13 protein-coding genes and 1 pseudogene are annotated in these 17,761 nt (G+C 53.2%); 10 read left to right on the forward strand and 4 right to left on the reverse strand.

The features are described 5' to 3' along the window. Positions 1-5 precede the first annotated feature (5 nt). Positions 6-4,235: a CHAT domain-containing protein gene (locus K7P01_RS23505; RefSeq protein ID WP_267297030.1), complete on the reverse strand. Its 4,230-nt coding sequence runs from the start codon at positions 4,233-4,235 to the stop codon at positions 6-8. Positions 4,236-4,374: 139 nt separating this feature from the next. Here K7P01_RS23505 and K7P01_RS23510 point away from each other — a divergent pair, with 139 nt between their 5' ends. Continuing rightward, positions 4,375-5,346: a cation diffusion facilitator family transporter gene (locus K7P01_RS23510; RefSeq protein WP_267297031.1), complete on the forward strand. Its 972-nt coding sequence runs from the start codon at positions 4,375-4,377 to the stop codon at positions 5,344-5,346. Positions 5,347-5,361: 15 nt separating this feature from the next. Here the strand turns inward: K7P01_RS23510 and K7P01_RS23515 are convergent, their stop codons facing one another. The 3 genes and pseudogenes from K7P01_RS23515 to K7P01_RS32255 form a co-directional block, all read right to left on the reverse strand. Then, positions 5,362-6,135, reverse strand: a complete 774-nt coding sequence (locus K7P01_RS23515; RefSeq protein WP_267297032.1) for an SAM-dependent methyltransferase — start codon at positions 6,133-6,135, stop codon at positions 5,362-5,364. A 365-nt stretch (positions 6,136-6,500) separates the two neighbouring features. Continuing rightward, positions 6,501-8,609, reverse strand: a complete 2,109-nt coding sequence (scpA, locus tag K7P01_RS23520) for a methylmalonyl-CoA mutase (RefSeq protein WP_267297390.1) — start codon at positions 8,607-8,609, stop codon at positions 6,501-6,503. A 42-nt stretch (positions 8,610-8,651) separates the two neighbouring features. Beyond that, a pseudogene (locus K7P01_RS32255) lies at positions 8,652-9,704 on the reverse strand (methylmalonyl-CoA mutase family protein); the annotation flags it as partial. A gap of 188 nt (positions 9,705-9,892) precedes the next feature. Here K7P01_RS32255 and dnaA point away from each other — a divergent pair. The 9 genes from dnaA (at position 9,893) to K7P01_RS23570 (ending at position 17,483) form a co-directional block, all read left to right on the forward strand. Next, positions 9,893-11,320: a chromosomal replication initiator protein DnaA gene (gene dnaA, locus K7P01_RS23530; RefSeq protein ID WP_267297033.1), complete on the forward strand. Its 1,428-nt coding sequence runs from the start codon at positions 9,893-9,895 to the stop codon at positions 11,318-11,320. 92 nt (positions 11,321-11,412) lie between these two features. Further along, a complete protein-coding gene (locus tag K7P01_RS23535; protein ID WP_267297034.1) occupies positions 11,413-11,940 on the forward strand; it encodes an NADH-quinone oxidoreductase subunit A in 528 nt (175 codons plus the stop codon). Positions 11,941-11,945: 5 nt separating this feature from the next. After that, a complete protein-coding gene (locus K7P01_RS23540) occupies positions 11,946-12,488 on the forward strand; it encodes an NADH-quinone oxidoreductase subunit B (RefSeq protein ID WP_267297035.1) in 543 nt (180 codons plus the stop codon). Further along, positions 12,485-12,967: an NADH-quinone oxidoreductase subunit C gene (locus tag K7P01_RS23545; protein ID WP_267297036.1), complete on the forward strand. Its 483-nt coding sequence runs from the start codon at positions 12,485-12,487 to the stop codon at positions 12,965-12,967. Before K7P01_RS23540 ends, K7P01_RS23545 begins: the two co-directional genes overlap by 4 nt. Before the next feature lie 14 nt (positions 12,968-12,981). Next, positions 12,982-14,202: an NADH-quinone oxidoreductase subunit D gene (locus tag K7P01_RS23550; protein ID WP_267297037.1), complete on the forward strand. Its 1,221-nt coding sequence runs from the start codon at positions 12,982-12,984 to the stop codon at positions 14,200-14,202. 3 nt (positions 14,203-14,205) lie between these two features. Beyond that, positions 14,206-15,711 (forward strand): NAD(P)H-hydrate dehydratase, encoded by a 1,506-nt coding sequence (locus tag K7P01_RS23555; protein WP_267297038.1) that lies wholly within the window; start codon positions 14,206-14,208, stop codon positions 15,709-15,711. 48 nt (positions 15,712-15,759) lie between these two features. After that, positions 15,760-16,293 (forward strand): adenine phosphoribosyltransferase, encoded by a 534-nt coding sequence (locus K7P01_RS23560; protein WP_267297039.1) that lies wholly within the window; start codon positions 15,760-15,762, stop codon positions 16,291-16,293. Between the two features lie 35 nt (positions 16,294-16,328). Beyond that, complete coding sequence (locus K7P01_RS23565; protein WP_267297040.1) at positions 16,329-16,919, forward strand: LON peptidase substrate-binding domain-containing protein; 591 nt, start codon at positions 16,329-16,331, stop codon at positions 16,917-16,919. A gap of 249 nt (positions 16,920-17,168) precedes the next feature. Then, positions 17,169-17,483, forward strand: a complete 315-nt coding sequence (locus tag K7P01_RS23570) for a hypothetical protein (protein ID WP_254083881.1) — start codon at positions 17,169-17,171, stop codon at positions 17,481-17,483. Positions 17,484-17,761 lie beyond the last annotated feature (278 nt).

A 17,761-nucleotide genomic window follows, 5' to 3' on the forward strand; every position in this document is an offset into this window, starting at 1 on the left:
AATTGTTATTCTAATCCGATCATGATAAACGCACCCCAGTAGATAGGCTCGGGGTACTCCATGCGCAACTCCTTCTTGGCACCAATAAAGCTTTCGCGCAGGTTGCCTGTGTTGAGCCACTTCTGGTAGAACTTCAGCATCAGCTTCTGCGTGGCCTCGTCGTCTACCTTAAACATACTCATGATCAAAACTTTTGCGCCGGCCACCAGGAACGCGCGCTGCAGACCGTATACCCCTTCGCCGGCTTCCATATCGCCGAGGCCCGTCTCACAGGCGCTGAGTACTACCAGGTCGGTCTTATCGAGGTTAAGGCTCATCGCTTCATAGGCCGTCAGGATACCGTTCTCCATGTTGAAATTATACTGGGTCTTGTCCATCAGGTCGCCGGCACCGCGCAACAGCAGGCCTGTACGCATCAGCGGGTTCTGGGTCAACATGGCCTCGTTGCCTTCAATCTCCTGCTCCAGGTTCACCTGCATCGACGGGCGGTAGAAACCGTGGGTGGCAATGTGGAAGATCTTGGGGTTTTTAAGCTCCTTGATTTTTTCTTCCGACGCCATCTTCTCCATGTACTCCGCCGTGAGCCAACCTTTTTGCTTCAGCATAAACTGCACCTGCGTTACCTCTTTTTCCGTACCGGGCAGTGCCGAAATACGCTGGTCAGCCGATGCCGTGACATAGAACGACGGATTGCCAAACATCGTAGCCGTGTTCTCCGTGGCGGAGGGGCGCGTCTTGATGTTGCGCAGGTATAAATCCTTGGTGTTGCTGACCAATACAATGTTGGCATTGTCGATCACATATTTACCATCGGGTGTCGGAATGGCCTCCAGGTTGATCTGGTTATAGACACCGTCGGCCGACAGGTATACCGTAGCGGCCTGGCCGATCTCTTTTGCAATAGGTTCCCAGAAGACGCCGTACGAGTAGGTGTCGGGCACTTTGCCGACAATGGCATTACGGTAGAATTTGAAGAAACGCGTCTCCATCTTCTTGCCGTCTTTGAGCATCACCGCCTTTGGCTTCACGATATCCTTCTTGATATACAGTGCGGCGTAGATGATGGAGTCTGTAAAGGAGTGATTGAAGTGACGGTAGCGTACCATCTCGATCGCCACATCGTTCGGCTTTAGAATTTTCTTGATATCTTCAAACGTGATGCGCTTGTCGTCGAAGCTTTGGCCAAACAGCTCAGAGCTTTGGCTCAAGTCTTTCTCCAGGCGTTCTACCTCCTGTTGAAGCCCCGCGGGGTCGATCTGGTTCTCGGTCAGCTGAGCAGGGCTCATCGAGAGGGCCAGCGTGAGCAGTTCCTTTTTCTGCACCCACGTCGTATAGCGGGTCTTGAGCTCTTCATCTGTACTGTTCAGGATGCGCTCACGTACCTTAATAGACGAGCTTAGCAGCAGCGCTTTGGTGAGCAACTGGTAGTTGTAGATCTTGCCGGCCAGGTCTTTAAAGTCGTCAAGATTGCTAAAGGCAAGCGTGTTGTAAAACTCGAAGTCGCCTTTAATGGTGTTCCAGTATTTAGCTTTCTCGCGCTCGCTCAGGGCCGGGAAGAATTCTTTGATGAACTTCTCGTAGTTGTTCAGCGACTCCTCGATCATATTCTTCGAGCGCTTGTAGTCCTGCTGCATGTAATACACCTTGCTGAGCTTCGAAAGCACTTTAACATACTCCGGGTGTGTGCGGCTGAAGAATTTTTCGTACAGGGCTTTCGCCTGGTTGTAAAACTCTTCCGACTTCTTGTAATTTTTCTGCTGGTAATAAACGTCTCCTGTCAGGGTATAAATGCCGGCAGCGTTAATGTTGTTTTTTGTGCCGGTCTTCGTACGCCAGATGGTCTCGGCTACCGTCAACGAATTGAAGGCAATGTCGAATTTCTTTTGAGAGATATACAACACGGCCATGTTCTTCAGGATCTCGGCGTATTGCGGGTTGTCTTTGCCCAGGCGGGTCTCAATGATCGTACGGGCCTCCAGCATCAGTTTTTCTACTTCCTTGCCATTGTCGCCCTCGTAGAATTTAATCAGCGCCAGCTGCGCCAGTGAGCGGGCCACTTCAATGTGGTTGCGGCCGAACTGTTTCTCCTGGCTACCCAGGGCCTTGGTAATGTTCTCTTCGGCTTTTTCGTAGTCACCGAGCGTATAGTATATATCGCTCAGTAGTTTTTGCGTGGGTGCCGTTTTGGTGGAGGTCATACCGTACGTCTTGACCGCGATCTGGTTGGCGCGAGTCGCCGTGCGCTCGGCCTCGGTATAGTCGCCTTTGGCCAGTAACAGGCGGCCTCTGTTCACCAGCGGGTCGATAAGACGGCGGGAAGTATTGCCGTACAGTTTTTCCGACTCGGGTATCTGGTCGGCCACCAGGCGGTCAGCTTCAGAGAAGCGGCCCAGCTGGATAAAGAGGGACGTTAGCTCTTCTTCCGCCGACAGCTCGCTGTTGATGTCGGTCTTGGAGCGTGTGACCAGCTTGTGCGAGCGCTCCAGGTTGCTCTCGGCTTCGTCAAACATACCTTTGATGCCGTACAGCTTAGCCTGCGTTTCCAACGCATTGATATACGTGGGGCGCCACTCTTTGTAGTCGCGGTTGTCTTTTATGTCGATGACCTCGAGTGACTTCGTCAACCCTTTTTCCGCTTCTTCATATTCGCCCAGTTTTAGTTGCAGGTAGGCAATCTTATTGAGCTCGGCAGCGTACAAAATATCTTTATAATCGTATTTAACACGGGCAGCTTCCAGCGCCGCCTTCAGCGTTTTAGAGGCGCGGGCGTACGAATCAACCGCTTCGTAGTACGTAGCGAGGTGATTGAGAATATCCAGCAAGTCTTTGTGGCGGTCGCCGATCTGGGGGGCGACGATTTTGTTATAGCTCTCTTCGTAGATTTTGCCGGCTTCTTCAAACTTGTTGGTATAATCCAGGTAAAAGTTTGCGGCAAAGATGCGTGACAGGTGATACTCCGGCGAAGTTTCGCCGTACAGCTCCTTCTCGATCTCCAGGCGTTGATTCAGATAGCTTTCTGCATTGGTATAGCGTTTCTCCGCAATGGCGGCATTATAAAGGAAGTTCAGGATCTTCAGCGCCGTCGGGTGATTGCGCGGCAAGGTCTTGGTATTGAGTACGCCCAGCGCGTCACCCTCCACGTTCTTGGTTTTATCGCGCCCGAGCTTGGTATCGAACTCTACCGCCTGCAAGTTGATACGCACCACGCTGCCTTTCGAGAAATACTTGCTCAGCACTTTCTCAAATTCTGCTTTTGTATTTACGTAGCGGTTTTTTTCTTCGTCCACCAGCAGCTTATGCAGGTAAGCGATATAGATATCCTGTGCGAGGGTGTTGGTGGGGTTTACTTTTTTCTTAAGATCGTCCAGGGTGCGGTTGAGCTCTATTTCCTTCGGCAGCGTGAGGTTGCCGTTTTCAATCAGGCTAATAGCCCATTGATAGTTGTTACGCTCCGCAGAAAGATCGGTTTCGCCGAGGTAATTTCTTTTGCTTCTGAGCCACGTACGGGCGGCGGTGAAAGCAGAGTCCGCGCTAATGAGGCTACCTTTTTGGCTATAGGCCATGGCAACCTGAGTTAGAAGACGTGCATAGTCGCCATACCGTTGCGTCAGTTCGGCTTCCGGCACGCGCTGTGTTTTGATCACACCACCTTCCACTTTGGTTTCTTTCTCTACTGCGCGGCTGGCAAAGAAGCTTTCCTGCTCGTGCATAATTCCCAGGGCGTCGTTACAAAACCCCTGACCGATCAGGGCTTCGCTTTCCACGAGGGCAATGCGAGCCTTCAACAGGTCGGTCATCTGTCCCGTGCGGGTCAGTTGTTCCTTCGCTTTGGTAATATATTCACGGCTGATGCGGTAGTTGCCGTAAGCATTATAGATCTCGGCGACGTCAATCTGCGTGGTAGCATAACTGGCGCTGTTTTCACCAAACACGGCCAGGCTGGCGGCTTGCGCGTTTTCCAGCGCTTTGTCAAAGCCGCCCAACATCCCCAACGCCAGGCCAATGCGGGCTTCGCGTAAGTAAATCCCCGGCATGTAGGCATTCTGCGGGCCCATGTTGGCCGTAATCGTCTTTTTGAGCTTGGCCAGCGAGCTTTCCGCTTTCTCGAAGCTACCTCCGGCATAGGACGCATCGATCTTGGCGAGCGACTTGTCATACTTTTTATTTTGTGAGCGTGCAGGTTGAGCACACGCCAGGAACAGTGCAACCAACAGGAGGATCCCGTTTTTCATCATGGTAGGGGATGTTAGATTTTTTTGGGCTTATAAATTTACAAATTCCCCGGCACTATCGTAACCCTACCGGTGCAGTTTATGCAGCACCCTTGCAGAAAGGGTAAAAATACGGTATCTGCACTCCTGTTGCAGCCGTTTTGTGTCGACTTTTGAGGCCATGGGGCATCATCACCACGACCATCCGCACGACCACGATCATGCACATGATCACGGGCATAGCCATGCGCACGGCCACCATCACCACCACAGTGGCGGCAACATAGCGGTAGCCTTTTGGTTAAACCTGGGGTTTGCGTTGCTCGAATTGGTGGGCGGGCTGTATACCAACTCGGTGGCTATTATGTCAGACGCGCTGCACGACCTCGGCGACAGCCTGTCCCTGGGCACCGCGTGGTTCTTCGAGCGCAAGTCGCACCAGCAGCCCGATACAATATATACCTACGGGTATAAACGCTTCTCGCTCGTCGGCGCGTTTATCAACGCCGTGGTGCTTACCGTCGGCTCCATCTTCATTCTCATAGAGGCCTTCAAGCGGTTGTGGCACCCCGAACAGCCCGATACGACCGGCATGCTGATCTTTGCCGTCATCGGTATACTGGTGAACGGCGCCGCCATGCTGCGCCTCAAGAAAGGGGAATCGATCAATGAGAAAGTATTGTCGCTGCACTTCCTGGAAGATGTGTTGGGCTGGGTAGCCGTGCTGATCGGCAGCATCGTCATGAAGTTTGCCGACGTGCCCATCGTCGATCCGTTGTTGTCGATGATCATCGGCGGCATCATCCTGTTTAACGTATACCGCAACATCCGCGGCGCCTTTCAGATCATGCTGCAAGGCGTGCCGCACAATATACCCGAAGAACGGGTACGCAAAGAGCTTGCCGCCTTCGAGGAGGTGGAAGCGCTGCACGACCTGCACATTTGGACGCTCGATGGCGCCTTCAATATTTTGACGACGCACATTGTACTCCGGCAGCCGCTGGATACCGCGCCGCTCGAAGCATTAAAAACACGCATCAAAAAACAACTGCAAACCATCGGCATTCAGCATGCCACCATTGAATTCGAAATAAAAGGCTATGCGGCGTGCGACACCACGCCGGTAGTACATTAGCCGCCAAAATCCATATTACGTCTGAGGCTCGACCAGTAAGAATTCTTTTGTTACCAGGAAGTCGAACGGGAAGAAGTTGATGTTATACTTCTTCAGCAGGGTCGCGCGGTTCAGAATCGTGTGACTTTTGCGGAACAGCGTACGCAGACCGTTGGCATCGAGAATCTCTTGTAGCTTGGTATGCGTCAGATGATTGAGATTCGTATAAACCTCTTTAATTGTGCCTTCTTCTTCGCCCACGATGATGTGATTCCGCTCTTCCAGCATCTTGTTCAGAATGGGTTTGGGAAGGAATTGACACCAGGGAATTTTGATAATATGCGTGAGGTGAGACGCATACGGGCTGCGCCACGGCGGATAGCTGATAAAGATTTTGCCACCCTTGGCGAGTGATTTTTTGACACTGGCCAACAGCCGCCGCAGTAAATTGAGTTCAATGTGCTCCACCACGTCGTTGATAAAAACGAGGTCGAATTTTTCAGCGAACGGGTTGGTCATGATGTTACGCTTTTCAAACCGCGCATTGTCGATATGCAATTCTTGCTGCAAGTGTTGCGCAATCGTGATGTGGTGGTTATCAATGTCCACACCCGTCACTTCACAATTCCAGTTCTTGGCATACCACAGCGTCATGCCGCCCATACCGCAGCCGAAGTCCAGCACTTTCATGCCGGTCAGGTCGAACTTGTCTTTGATAAGAGCTTTGTCGAGAATTAGATGAGAATCTTCTGCTTGAAAATTGTTCCGGGCATAGGCCACTCCTTCAGTAAACTGAGCTTCCGTCAACATGGGGGTTGTTTTTTGGTTACGTATACAATAAGACATGTCGTGCGTACAGCGCACAACCACACAGGCTCACCCAACGCGCAGGCTATCGCATGCGGCAGGGCCACCAACTCAGGACTCGTACGGGATGATTGTAAAGGCGCACCCGAATCTCTGTGGTAGAATGGATGCTGAGCGCATCACACAAGAGGTTACGGGCAAGACCACATCCGGCGAACAGACGCATACGACAGGTACAGGGTAGATAGTACTGTCCACCGGTATGGTAACAAAGATAATATGAAATCACGAATGTCCCGACGCGAAAGGGAAAATCACCCGTGTGTATTATTCTCTACAGGCGCAGTGTTCTGACAGACCAACGGTCGTCACGACTTCATTAGTTTTCCCAGTATCTCCTTCGCAGCATCGGTAATAACAGTGCCCGGCCCAAAGATAAACGACACGCCGGCTTTGTACAGGAAGTCATAATCCTGTTGTGGGATCACACCGCCCGCCACCACCATTATATCGGCGCGTCCAATCTTCGCCAACGTGTGTATCAGCTCCGGCACCAACGTCTTGTGGCCACCGGCCAGGCTCGAAGCACCAACGATATGCACGTCGTTCTCTGCAGCCTGCATGGCCACCTCTTCCGGAGTTTGAAAGAGCGGCCCAATGTCAACATCAAAGCCAAGATCTGCGAAGCTCGTAGCAATCACCTTCGCCCCGCGGTCGTGACCGTCCTGCCCCATCTTCGCCACGAGAATGCGTGGCCGGCGGCCATCGAGTGCAGCAAACTGGTCCGACAGCGCCCGCACATCTTCAAAAACTTGCTGATTTTTCATTTCTCCTGCATATACACCGGTAATAGAACGTACACTAGCCTTATAACGTCCAAATACTTTTTCAAGCGCCGCCGAGATCTCACCCAGCGTAGCCCGTGCCCGCGCGGCATCGACTGCGAGCGCCAGCAGATTTCCTTCGCCTGTCGTAGCGGACGTCGTCAACGCCTGTAGCGCCGCTTCTACCGCTGCATTGTCGCGTGTGGCTTTCAGCTCCGTCAGGCGATCCACCTGCTCTTGCCGTACGGCAACGTTATCGACTTCCAGAATATCGAAGTCGGTTTTGTCGGTAACAGTATATTTGTTCACACCGACAATCACATCCTTGCCCGCGTCGATCCGCGCTTGTTTCGCCGCGGCGGCTTGTTCAATGCGCATCTTGGGTAAGCCACTTTCAATCGCTTTCGTCATGCCCCCAAGTTTTTCCACCTCCTGAATCAGTTCCCACGCTTTCTCGGCAAGCTCCGCCGTGAGGTTCTCCAGGTAATACGAGCCCGCCAGCGGATCGACCGTACGCGTAATACCTGTTTCTTTTTCAATGAACAACTGCGTGTTGCGCGCAATGCGTGCCGAGAAGTCGGTCGGCAAGGCAATGGCTTCGTCGAGCGAGTTGGTATGCAGCGACTGCGTGCCGCCACTGATCGCAGCAAGGGCTTCAATATAGGTACGCGTCACATTGTTATACGGGTCTTGCTCCGTCAGGCTCCACCCCGACGTTTGGCAGTGCGTGCGCAGCGCCATAGACTTTGGATTCGTGGGCTGGAATTGTTTTACCAGGTACGACCACAACATCCGGCCTGCGCGCATCTTGGCGACCTCCATAAAGAAGTTCATGCCAATGCCCCAGAAGAACGACAGGCGGGGAGCGAAGTCGTCGATGGCAATGCCGGCGGCAAGGCCCGTACGGATATACTCCAATCCATCGGCCAGTGTATAGGCCAGCTCCAGGTGCGCCGGCGCACCGGCTTCATGCATGTGGTAGCCACTGATGCTGATGGAATTGAACTTGGGCATGTGGCGCGAGGTATAGGCAAAGATATCAGCCACAATGCGCATCGACGGCGCCGGTGGATAGATATAGGTATTGCGCACCATAAACTCCTTCAGTATATCGTTCTGAATGGTACCGCTCAGTTGTTTGGGGGCTACACCCTGCTCTTCTGCCGCGACAATATAAAATGCCATGATGGGCAGCACCGCGCCGTTCATCGTCATCGACACCGACATCTTGTCGAGCGGAATCTGGTCGAAGAGAATCTTCATATCCAGCACGGAATCAATGGCCACACCGGCTTTGCCCACATCGCCCGTTACGCGTGGGTGGTCGGAGTCATAACCACGGTGGGTAGCCAGGTCAAACGCCACCGACAAGCCGCGTTGTCCCGCGGCCAGGTTGCGACGATAAAAGGCGTTGGAGTCTTTGGCCGTAGAGAAGCCCGCATATTGGCGGATGGTCCACGGCTTCGTGGTATACATTGTGGCATAAGGGCCGCGCAGGTAGGGGGGCAGGCCCGAAGGATAGTCGAGGTGGATCAGGTTGTTAACCGTTTCCGATGCATACGCCGGAAGCACGGCGATCTTCTCGGGGCTGAGCCAGGGCTTATCTTTACCGGCCGGCAGGGGCGTGACGGGAGTATATACTTGCGCCGGCAACTTTTGCGGCAGCAGTCGTTTTACTTCCACAATGATAGCCTGTATAGCGGCCTCGGCCGTATACGAGCCTGCCAGCGGATCGGCGACTTTGTCGAGGTGACTTTCTTCGCGCAGGATGCTGCCGACGTTGCGCGCAATACGACGGTAGGTGGCATTGTGCTCATCTTCGGGAAGCACCGACAGCGCGCTGCAGCCTCCGAATATAGAGGCCAGCGAGGCCGCGGTGGCCTTCAGCATGGTACCATGCGGAGCATAGGCCTCGGCAGCAAACGCTTCTGCCCTCACATGAACATGTAGGGTGTCTAACGGCAGATCATGTATACCGTAGGTGTTCACCAGCTCAAGGTATAAATAGCGCAATGCCTTGAGCTTGGCGGCCTCTATAATAAAGTCGTTTTCAGTCTCTACCGAGAAGGCTACCTGGCGCACCGCGCTGGCAGTAGTATTTCCAGCGCGCACAGCCGCATCGATGGCGGTTGCTGCGCGGGTAAGGGCTTCGACAATCTCTTGTACCGGTGTCGTGCGGTGAATGATCATGCCCAGCGTGCGAAGCTTGTTTTGATTCGCCACAGGCGTCACCGCAACAGCAGGTGGGAGAAAGATGGCGCCCGTCAGCGAATCGGGCGCATAGGCTTGCTGCTCTATATAAGAGGTCACCGCAGCGAAGTGCTCAGACGTTGACAGCCAGAAGCTTACGCTGCAATAGGGCCAGTCAATGCCCGCCAGTAAAACGGCCATGTCAACGGGCGATGCTTCCGGCAGCTTAAATAAAATTCCATCCGCGCCCTGCGATAAGTGTTCTAACGCATGTTGGTTTGCGGCGCGGGCGTCGGAAACAGTGATTAAAGGCTGATTCCACCAATGCCGGGCGCCGGCGTATGGATCGGAAGATGGTGGAAGGCTGAACGGAAGGGCCTCCGGAAGGTTATGCGGGCCATAATAAGGCCCAAAAGACAAATTGTCCTCGGTGGCCCAGGCCAGTGTTTCGTCGGGATTTTTTCCGTCAAGTTCTTGTGACGCTATTCGATACCAGTCGGCCTGATCGGTTTTGGGAAAGGCCTCCTGCAACAACTCCTGAAACGTTTTTTCAGCCATGCTATGCAATTCAACTCAATTTTAGCTAAGTTTTATTCAACCGTTTGCGTTTTTATTTTAAAAATTTGGAAGCACATTTTTTTCCGGAAAATCAAGGAGAAAGGTGCTTGTTTTCTTAATCTCTTTTTTCACATCTTTGTCTCCCTTTCCCCGACGGGGAACTCAAAATCCTAACAAATTCAGATCTCATGGAAGTTAGCTGTGGCACAGTATGGAACGATTGTCTGGAAGTCATTCGCGAGAATGTTGGCGAAGAGAATTTCAGCACTTGGTTCAAGCCCATCGTGCCACTGCGTGTGGAAGGCGACATACTGACCATACAGGTGCCTTCGCAGTTCTTTTACGAATGGCTGGAAGAGCACTATGTGCCCGTGCTAAAGAAAGCTATACACACCGTACTGGGCCCGACAGGGCGTCTGGAATATTCCGTAGTAGTAGACAGCGGTAACAAGCAAGCGCCCGCCGTGTCGGTTAACTACCCTGTAAACGGTACGATCACCAATCGCCGCAGCGGTGTAAACGGCAGCTTCGGCAACGACGACTATTCGCCCTTTACCTTTAAGGCCCTCAATCCGCAAACGGTAAACTCGCGCTTAAACCCGACCTATACCTTCGACAACTTTGTAGAAGGAGACTGTAACCGCCTGGCGCGCTCCGCGGGACTCGCGGTAGCCAAGAAGCCCGGCGTAACCTCTTTCAACCCGCTCATGCTATACGGTGGCGTAGGGGTAGGCAAGACCCACCTCGTACAAGCCATTGGCAACGAGATCAAAAACAACATGCCGGGCAAAGTGGCCCTGTATATTGATCAGAACGATTTTACCACGCAGTTCCTCAACGCCCTGCAAAACCACAAGGTGCAGGAGTTTCAGAACTATTACCTGCAGGTAGACCTGCTGATATTGGATGACGTGCAGTTCCTCGCCGGCCGCGAGAAAACACAGGAGATGTTCTTCCACATCTTCAACCAGCTGCACCAATCCGGCAAGCAGATCATCATGACAAGCGACTGCCCGCCACGCGACATGAAAGGCTTCCAGGAGCGTCTGCTGTCCCGCTTTAAGTGGGGCCTCACCGCCGACCTGCAAGAGCCCGACTTTGAAACCAAGCTGGCGATCATCAACCGCAAGATGCTGGCCGACGGCATCCAGATCCCGACCGAAGTGTCGGAGTACCTGGCTTATAGCGTCGACACCAACCTGCGCGACATGGAAGGCGTACTCAACTCGCTGATCTTCCACGCTACGCTGCTCAAGAAAGAGATCGACCTCGACCTCGCCAAAGAGGTATTGAAGAATATCATCAAGGAAATTCAGTCCGACGTCAGCGTCGACTTCATCCAAAAGACTGTTGCCGAGTACTTTAAAGTCGACCTCGACGCCATGAAAGGCAAAGTGAAGAAACGCGAGATCGTGATCCCCCGCCAGGTGGCCATGTATTTCTGCAAACGCTTCACGCAACTTACGCTCGCCCTCATCGGCGAGAACTTCGGCGGCCGTGACCACAGCACCGTCATCCACGCGCTGGAATCAGTCGAAGACATGATGAAGACCGACGCCAACTTCCGCAGCTCCGTAGAAGAGCTCGGCAAAAAACTCAAACTGCGCGTGTCGTAACGCCGGGTTTGCTGGCGCAAGTCGCCCAAGTCTTCTAACAATCACTACTTTCTTAATAGAAATACCCATCTTCTCCTATCTTTGATTCCGTTATGGCCGATCGGGATCATTATCTATCAGCATTCGGAGAAATCCTACTCTACACACTCGCAGGGATCATCTTCATTGTAGTTACCCTACTGGTATCCAGATTCATACGTCCCCATCGCCCGAACCCCGAAAAGCTCTCCACCTACGAAAGCGGCGAAGAGCCCATCACTGCCGCCTGGACGCAGTTCAACATGCGCTTCTATGTCGTAGCGCTTATCTTTCTGCTTTTCGAAGTAGAGATCGTCTTTTTATTCCCCTGGGCGACTGTATTTGCCAATAAAGAGCTGGCCGCGCAAACCAATGGCGCGTGGGCGTGGTTCTCACTGATAGAAATGATTTTGTTTGTAGCCATCCTGGCCCTCGGCCTGGCGTACGCCTGGGTCAACGGGCACCTGGACTGGATCAAGCCGAATCCGAGACCGACCGAGTATAAATCGCCGGTGCCGGGTGCACTCTACGACCGCGTAAACGAACGGTACCGTTCCGCGCGCAGCACCACACCGGGCGAAATCACGTCAACCGAAAAATAGCGTGTATGAAGGGACTACTGGATCAGAAGTTTGAACAAGGAGGGGTGATCGTTACACGCCTGGACGACCTGCTCAACTGGGCACGGCTGTCGTCTATGTTTCCGATGACCTTTGGTATAGCATGCTGTGCGATCGAGTTTATGAGCACCGGCACGACCGTATACGATATGGAACGTTTTGGTATGGCGCCGCGCTCATCGCCCCGTCAGGCAGACGTGATGCTCATTGCCGGCACGGTAACATTTAAGATGGCCGATCGCATTAAGCGTCTTTACGAACAAATGGCCGAGCCCCGCTACGTGATCTCCATGGGCTCGTGCGCCAACTGCGGCGGCCCCTATTGGCAACATGGCTATCACGTGGTAAAAGGTGTAGACCGCATCATCCCGGTAGATATATATGTGCCGGGCTGCCCGCCGCGCCCCGAAGCGCTGATCGGCGGCTTCCTGAAATTACAAGAGAAGATTCGCCAGGAAACGCTCATGGCACCGACGGCAGTAGCCAGGTTACTGGCGGAAAAAGAAAAAGTACAAGCCTCACCGGTATGACCCTCGATACAATCGTTTCGATCCTCAAAGGTGCGCTCGGCGAAATAACGCTGCAACCCGACACCCATGCCACGCCGCAGGCGCTGATCGTAGACCGTGCGCAGATTCTGTCAGTTTGTAAAACAGTACACCAACATCCCGAGCTATACTTTGATATGTTATCGTGTGTCACCGGGCTGGACAATGGCCCGCAGACCAACACGATGGAGGTGATCTATAATCTATACTCGATACCCTACAACCTGCACCTGATGCTGAAGGTTGTTCTGCCACGCGAACAGCTGGAGATAGACTCGGTAGCGTCCGTATGGCGCACGGCCGACTGGTTGGAACGCGAGGTGTTTGATATGTACGGCATTCATTTTACCAATCATCCTGACCTGCGCCGCATCCTGATGCCCGCCGACTGGGAAGGATATCCGCTGCGTAAAGACTATCAGAATCCGCAGTACTACCGCGATATTAAAATTGAATACTGACCGTAGCGCTGCCCATGACACCAACCACGGTACAATACAAATACAAAGAAGGCAACCTGTCGCGATCGGTGCCGAACAAGCTGCGGCCGGAGAACCTGCGCTCGGAAGAAATGATCGTCAACCTCGGTCCGCAGCACCCGTCCACCCACGGTGTGCTTCGCCTCGAAGTGTTGCTCGACGGCGAGATCGTGCAAGAAGTCGTGCCCCACATCGGCTACCTGCACCGTTGCTTTGAGAAGCACGCCGAGAACCTGCCCTTTAACCAGATCATTCCGTTTGTCGATCGCCTGGATTACGTGGCCTCGATGAACAACGAGCACGCGTACGCCATGGGCGTAGAACGTATGCTCGGCATTGCCGACCAGATCCCCAAACGCGTCGAATATATCCGTGTGCTGGTGGCCGAGCTGAACCGCATTGCCTCGCACTTCATTGCCATCGGCACCTATGGCATGGACATCGGCGCCTTTACGCCGTTCTTCTGGGTCATGCGCGACCGCGAGCATATTCTGCGATTGCTGGAATGGGCCTCGGGTGCGCGGCTGCTATATAACTACATCTGGATCGGTGGATTGTTTTACGACCTGCCCGTAGGCTTTGAAGACCGCTGCCGCGAATTTGTGCAGTATATAAAACCAAAGCTGCAGGAGCTGGACAATGTCCTCCTGCAAAACAAGATCTTCGTCGACCGCACGGCCAACGTGGGTGTGCTGCCGCTCGACCTGGCCATTAACGCGGGCGTTACCGGTCCGGTGCTGCGAGGCTCGGGCTTGCGCTACGACCTGCGTCGCGTCGATGGTTACTCGGTATATCCCGAACTGGAGTTTGATATACCTGTAGGAGAGGGCAAGATGGGTAAAGTGGGCGACTGCTGGGACCGCACCTCCGTGCGTTACCAGGAGCTTCACGAGTCCCTCCGCATCATCGAGCAGTGCCTTGCACAGCTTACGGGTGATCACAAACGCTCACGCGATTTTGATCCGCAGGCGCTGGTGCCGAAAAAGATCCGACCCAAAGCGCAAGACTTTTATGTGCGGGCCGAAATACCCAAAGGCGAGCTTGGATTCTTCTTCCGAACCGACGGCCGGAATGACGTGCCGGTCCGGTGCAAGTGTCGCTCGTGTAGCTTTGTCAACCTGTCGGTGTTGCCCGAAATATCCAAAGGCGTACTCATTGCCGACCTTATTGCTATTATCGGCTCGATCGATGTAGTGATGGGGGAAGTAGATCGCTAAAGCATGACCAAGATCCTGACAACCGACCAGATCCGCGCGCTCGATGCCTATACCATTCAGCACGAGCCTGTCGCGTCCATAGACCTGATGGAGCGCGCGTGTTGTGCTTTTGTGGAGTGGTTTATCAAACGCGCCGACACCTCGCGCCGCATCGGCATTGTCTGCGGCACGGGCAACAACGGCGGCGATGGACTGGGGATTGCCCGCATGTTGCTGGCCCGGGGGTATGCCGTGACGGTATGGGTGGTGGTAGGAGGAAAGCCAACCGCAGACTTTGAAGCCAACCGCACACGCCTGCCTGGAAATGCAATAGTAAAGATGATCGCGGATATACCGCCGTCGACGATCTTTGATACATGCGATATTGTGATCGACGCACTCTTCGGGTCAGGCCTGTCGCGGCCGCTCGAAGGTATATATGCTGCCGTCATTGAACGCATCAACGCGGCCGCTGCCTGGCGTGTGGCGGTAGATGTTCCCTCCGGACTGCGCGCCGACGCGCCGTCACAAGGTGCGATCGTCCAGGCGCATGACACCGTATCGTTTCAAGTGCCCAAGCTGGCATTCTTCTTTGCGTCCAATGCGCCGTATGTGGGCACATGGCATATCGTGGAGATAGGGTTGCACAAGGGATTGTTACAAGAGACAGAAACCAACCACTATTACCTCAGCGACGATGATGTACATCGGCGGTGGAAGCCTCGCGCCAGGTTTAGTCATAAAGGCACCTACGGTCATGCATTGCTCGTGGCAGGTAGCTATGGTAAGACAGGCGCGGCGATACTGGCGGCACGCGCGCTGCTGCGGGCAGGCGTAGGGTTGCTGACGATTCACACCCCTGTGCGTGGTTATGCTATATTACAGCAAGCCGTACCCGAGGCCATGGTCAGCGTCGATCCCCTGGAAGAATATGCAAGCACCTTGCCATCGACTGATGGATATTCGGTCATCGGTGTGGGTCCCGGCCTCGGCCAGGCAGAGGCTACTGTAAAAATGATGCGCAAGATTCTGGAGACCTACCGCAAGCCGATGGTAATCGATGCCGATGCCCTAAACATCCTGGCGGCCCACCGCGAGCTGCTGCCCCTGGTGCCGCCCGGCAGTATCCTCACGCCCCATCCCAAAGAATTTGAGCGGCTGGCCGGGAAGACGGCAAATGAGTTTGAGCGATTGGAAAAACAAAAGGAACTGGCGCGGCAGCTGAGGTCGGTTGTGATCGTGAAGGGCGCGTATACGTCTATTGCCAGCCCCGGGGGCATCGTATACTTCAATACCACGGGCAACCCGGGCATGGCTACCGGCGGCACGGGCGATGTGCTCACGGGCATTTTGACGGGCCTTCTGGCCCAATCCTATACGTCGCTGGACGCCGCCATCCTGGGGGTGTACCTACACGGCCTGGCGGGCGACCTGGCGGCGCACGACCTGGGGGAAGATTCGCTGATCGCCTCCGACCTTGTCACGTACCTGCCTCCGGCGTTCCTGAAAGTATCCGGCCGTAAACCCTGAAATCCTCGCGAAAGCGCTTATTTTTAGTGCCTCAAAAAACTGCCCGGCATGCAATTATCCAACAAGATCAAACAAACGATCCGCGACGTGCGCGATTACCCCCAACCGGGCATCGTATTCAAAGACATCACCCCCATACTTTCGGACCCGCAGCTGATGAACGAAATGATCGCCCAGCTGAAAACGGACCTGAAAGGGCTTCAGCTCGATGCCATTGCGGCGGTAGAGGCCCGGGGCTTTATTTTTGGTGCCATTCTGGCCCACGCGCTCAACGTTCGGTTTATACCCATTCGCAAGGCCGGAAAGCTGCCCTACAAAACGATCCGGCAGGAATATAGCCTGGAGTACGGCACCGCCACCATTGAAATGCACGAAGATGCCCTGCAACCGGGCTGGCGCGTATTGGTGCACGACGATGTACTGGCCACCGGCGGTACTGCCGGGGCTGCCGCCAACCTGGTGCGACATGCCGGCGCCGAGCTGGTGGGCTTTTCCTTTATTATTAATTTGAGCTTTTTGCCTGGAGAGCTAAACCTTCTACACCAGTTTGGAGTTAATCCTCAGTACCTGGTGACCTATTGATAACGAGGTGGGATGAATCCCAGGTGCAGCGCACTATGGAAGATGTCATCCATATACCGATGTTTCCACTTTCTATTCTACCCCTGCCTGGAGAGTGGGTACCTTTGCATATTTTTGAGCCGCGCTATCGCCAGTTGTTAGAAGATGCTTCCGCGGAGGATGTCTCTTTCGGTATTTACCTTTCGCATCACATGAACCTGGCCAGGATTGGCTCGCTGGTCCGCCTGGAAAGCGTTCTGAAACAATATCCCGGCGGCGAGTCGGATATCATTGTACGATGCCTGGACACCTTCGAAACCGATAAGTTACAACGCACATTCGACAGTAATAAACTATACCCCGGTGGCTATGTGCGGTATCACCATATAGATACTGCGCGTCAGCCGAGTACAATCCTGTATGATTTGTTCACCCTATACATGCAACGCCGGAATATTACACGGCAAGTTGCCCCGTTTAGCATATATCATATTGCACAAGAGCTAAGCCTCGATCTGCGCGACCGCTACAAGTTCTTACAGCTAGCTGAAAGCCGGCAAGAAACATTTCTACAGAATCGTATTCGCTACCAGGAGCAGTTGCTCGAAGAAGAAGAGAAGAGCAAGGATTTTTACCACCTCAATTAAATTTCTTTATTAATTTATTGTTAAAACCCTTACATCGGCCAACCGGGCGTTAGGCAGGGGTTTATTCGTTGCTCCCATGGCGCGAAGTATTTTTGTTCCGTAAGGCCTGCATGCCGGCGAATAAAAAGAAGTGCACAGGTAACCTGGCTATGCGCAAAAGGCCTCCGTTAACGATTCAATAACGTTTGCAGCGAAACTTTATACAACCCTACTACGTGTTAGTACCAAAACTTTATAAAAAAACGAGTTATGAAAAATTTGGCACTGGTAGTTGGTATGTTTCTGGTAGCGGGCGTTGTAGCAGCAAAAGAAAATCCTGTTCCTGTTGAGCGCGTAGGTGTAATGCAATTCGGTACTACTTTGAAGGTATTCTACAAAGGAGTGGAGTCAAACGACGTGAAGGTTTCTATCTATGACGAGTCAAACCGTCTTATCTATAAAGAGACTATCCGGAAAGTGGATGGTTTTATCAGACCTTACAACCTGTCTCAATTAAGCAAAGGCAACTACACAGTCGAAGTAATTGACGGTGCTGTACGCGAGCTGGAGCACGTAACGATCTAATCGTCACGACAAGCAGATAACGTTTGCTGTTGCAATAATATTCTGTAACGACTGCGCTACTGCTACTGAAATACAGGTAGAATATCATTCTACAGAATTATATTGAAGGCGTCCTTCCTCGAAGGGCGCCTTCTGTGTTTTAGCCCGGGGATGCCGATATTGTCTATTGCAAACGTTGTACTAAATAAAATTCTCCTGTTAGCGTTTGCACCCCGGTTTGTACGATCATTTAGAGCATTTCGCGAAGGAAATTTTACGCAAACGTTGTTTGTAGAATA

Source organism: Parachryseolinea silvisoli (genome assembly GCF_021190955.1).
Lineage (GTDB): Bacteria > Bacteroidota > Bacteroidia > Cytophagales > Cyclobacteriaceae > Ohtaekwangia > Ohtaekwangia silvisoli.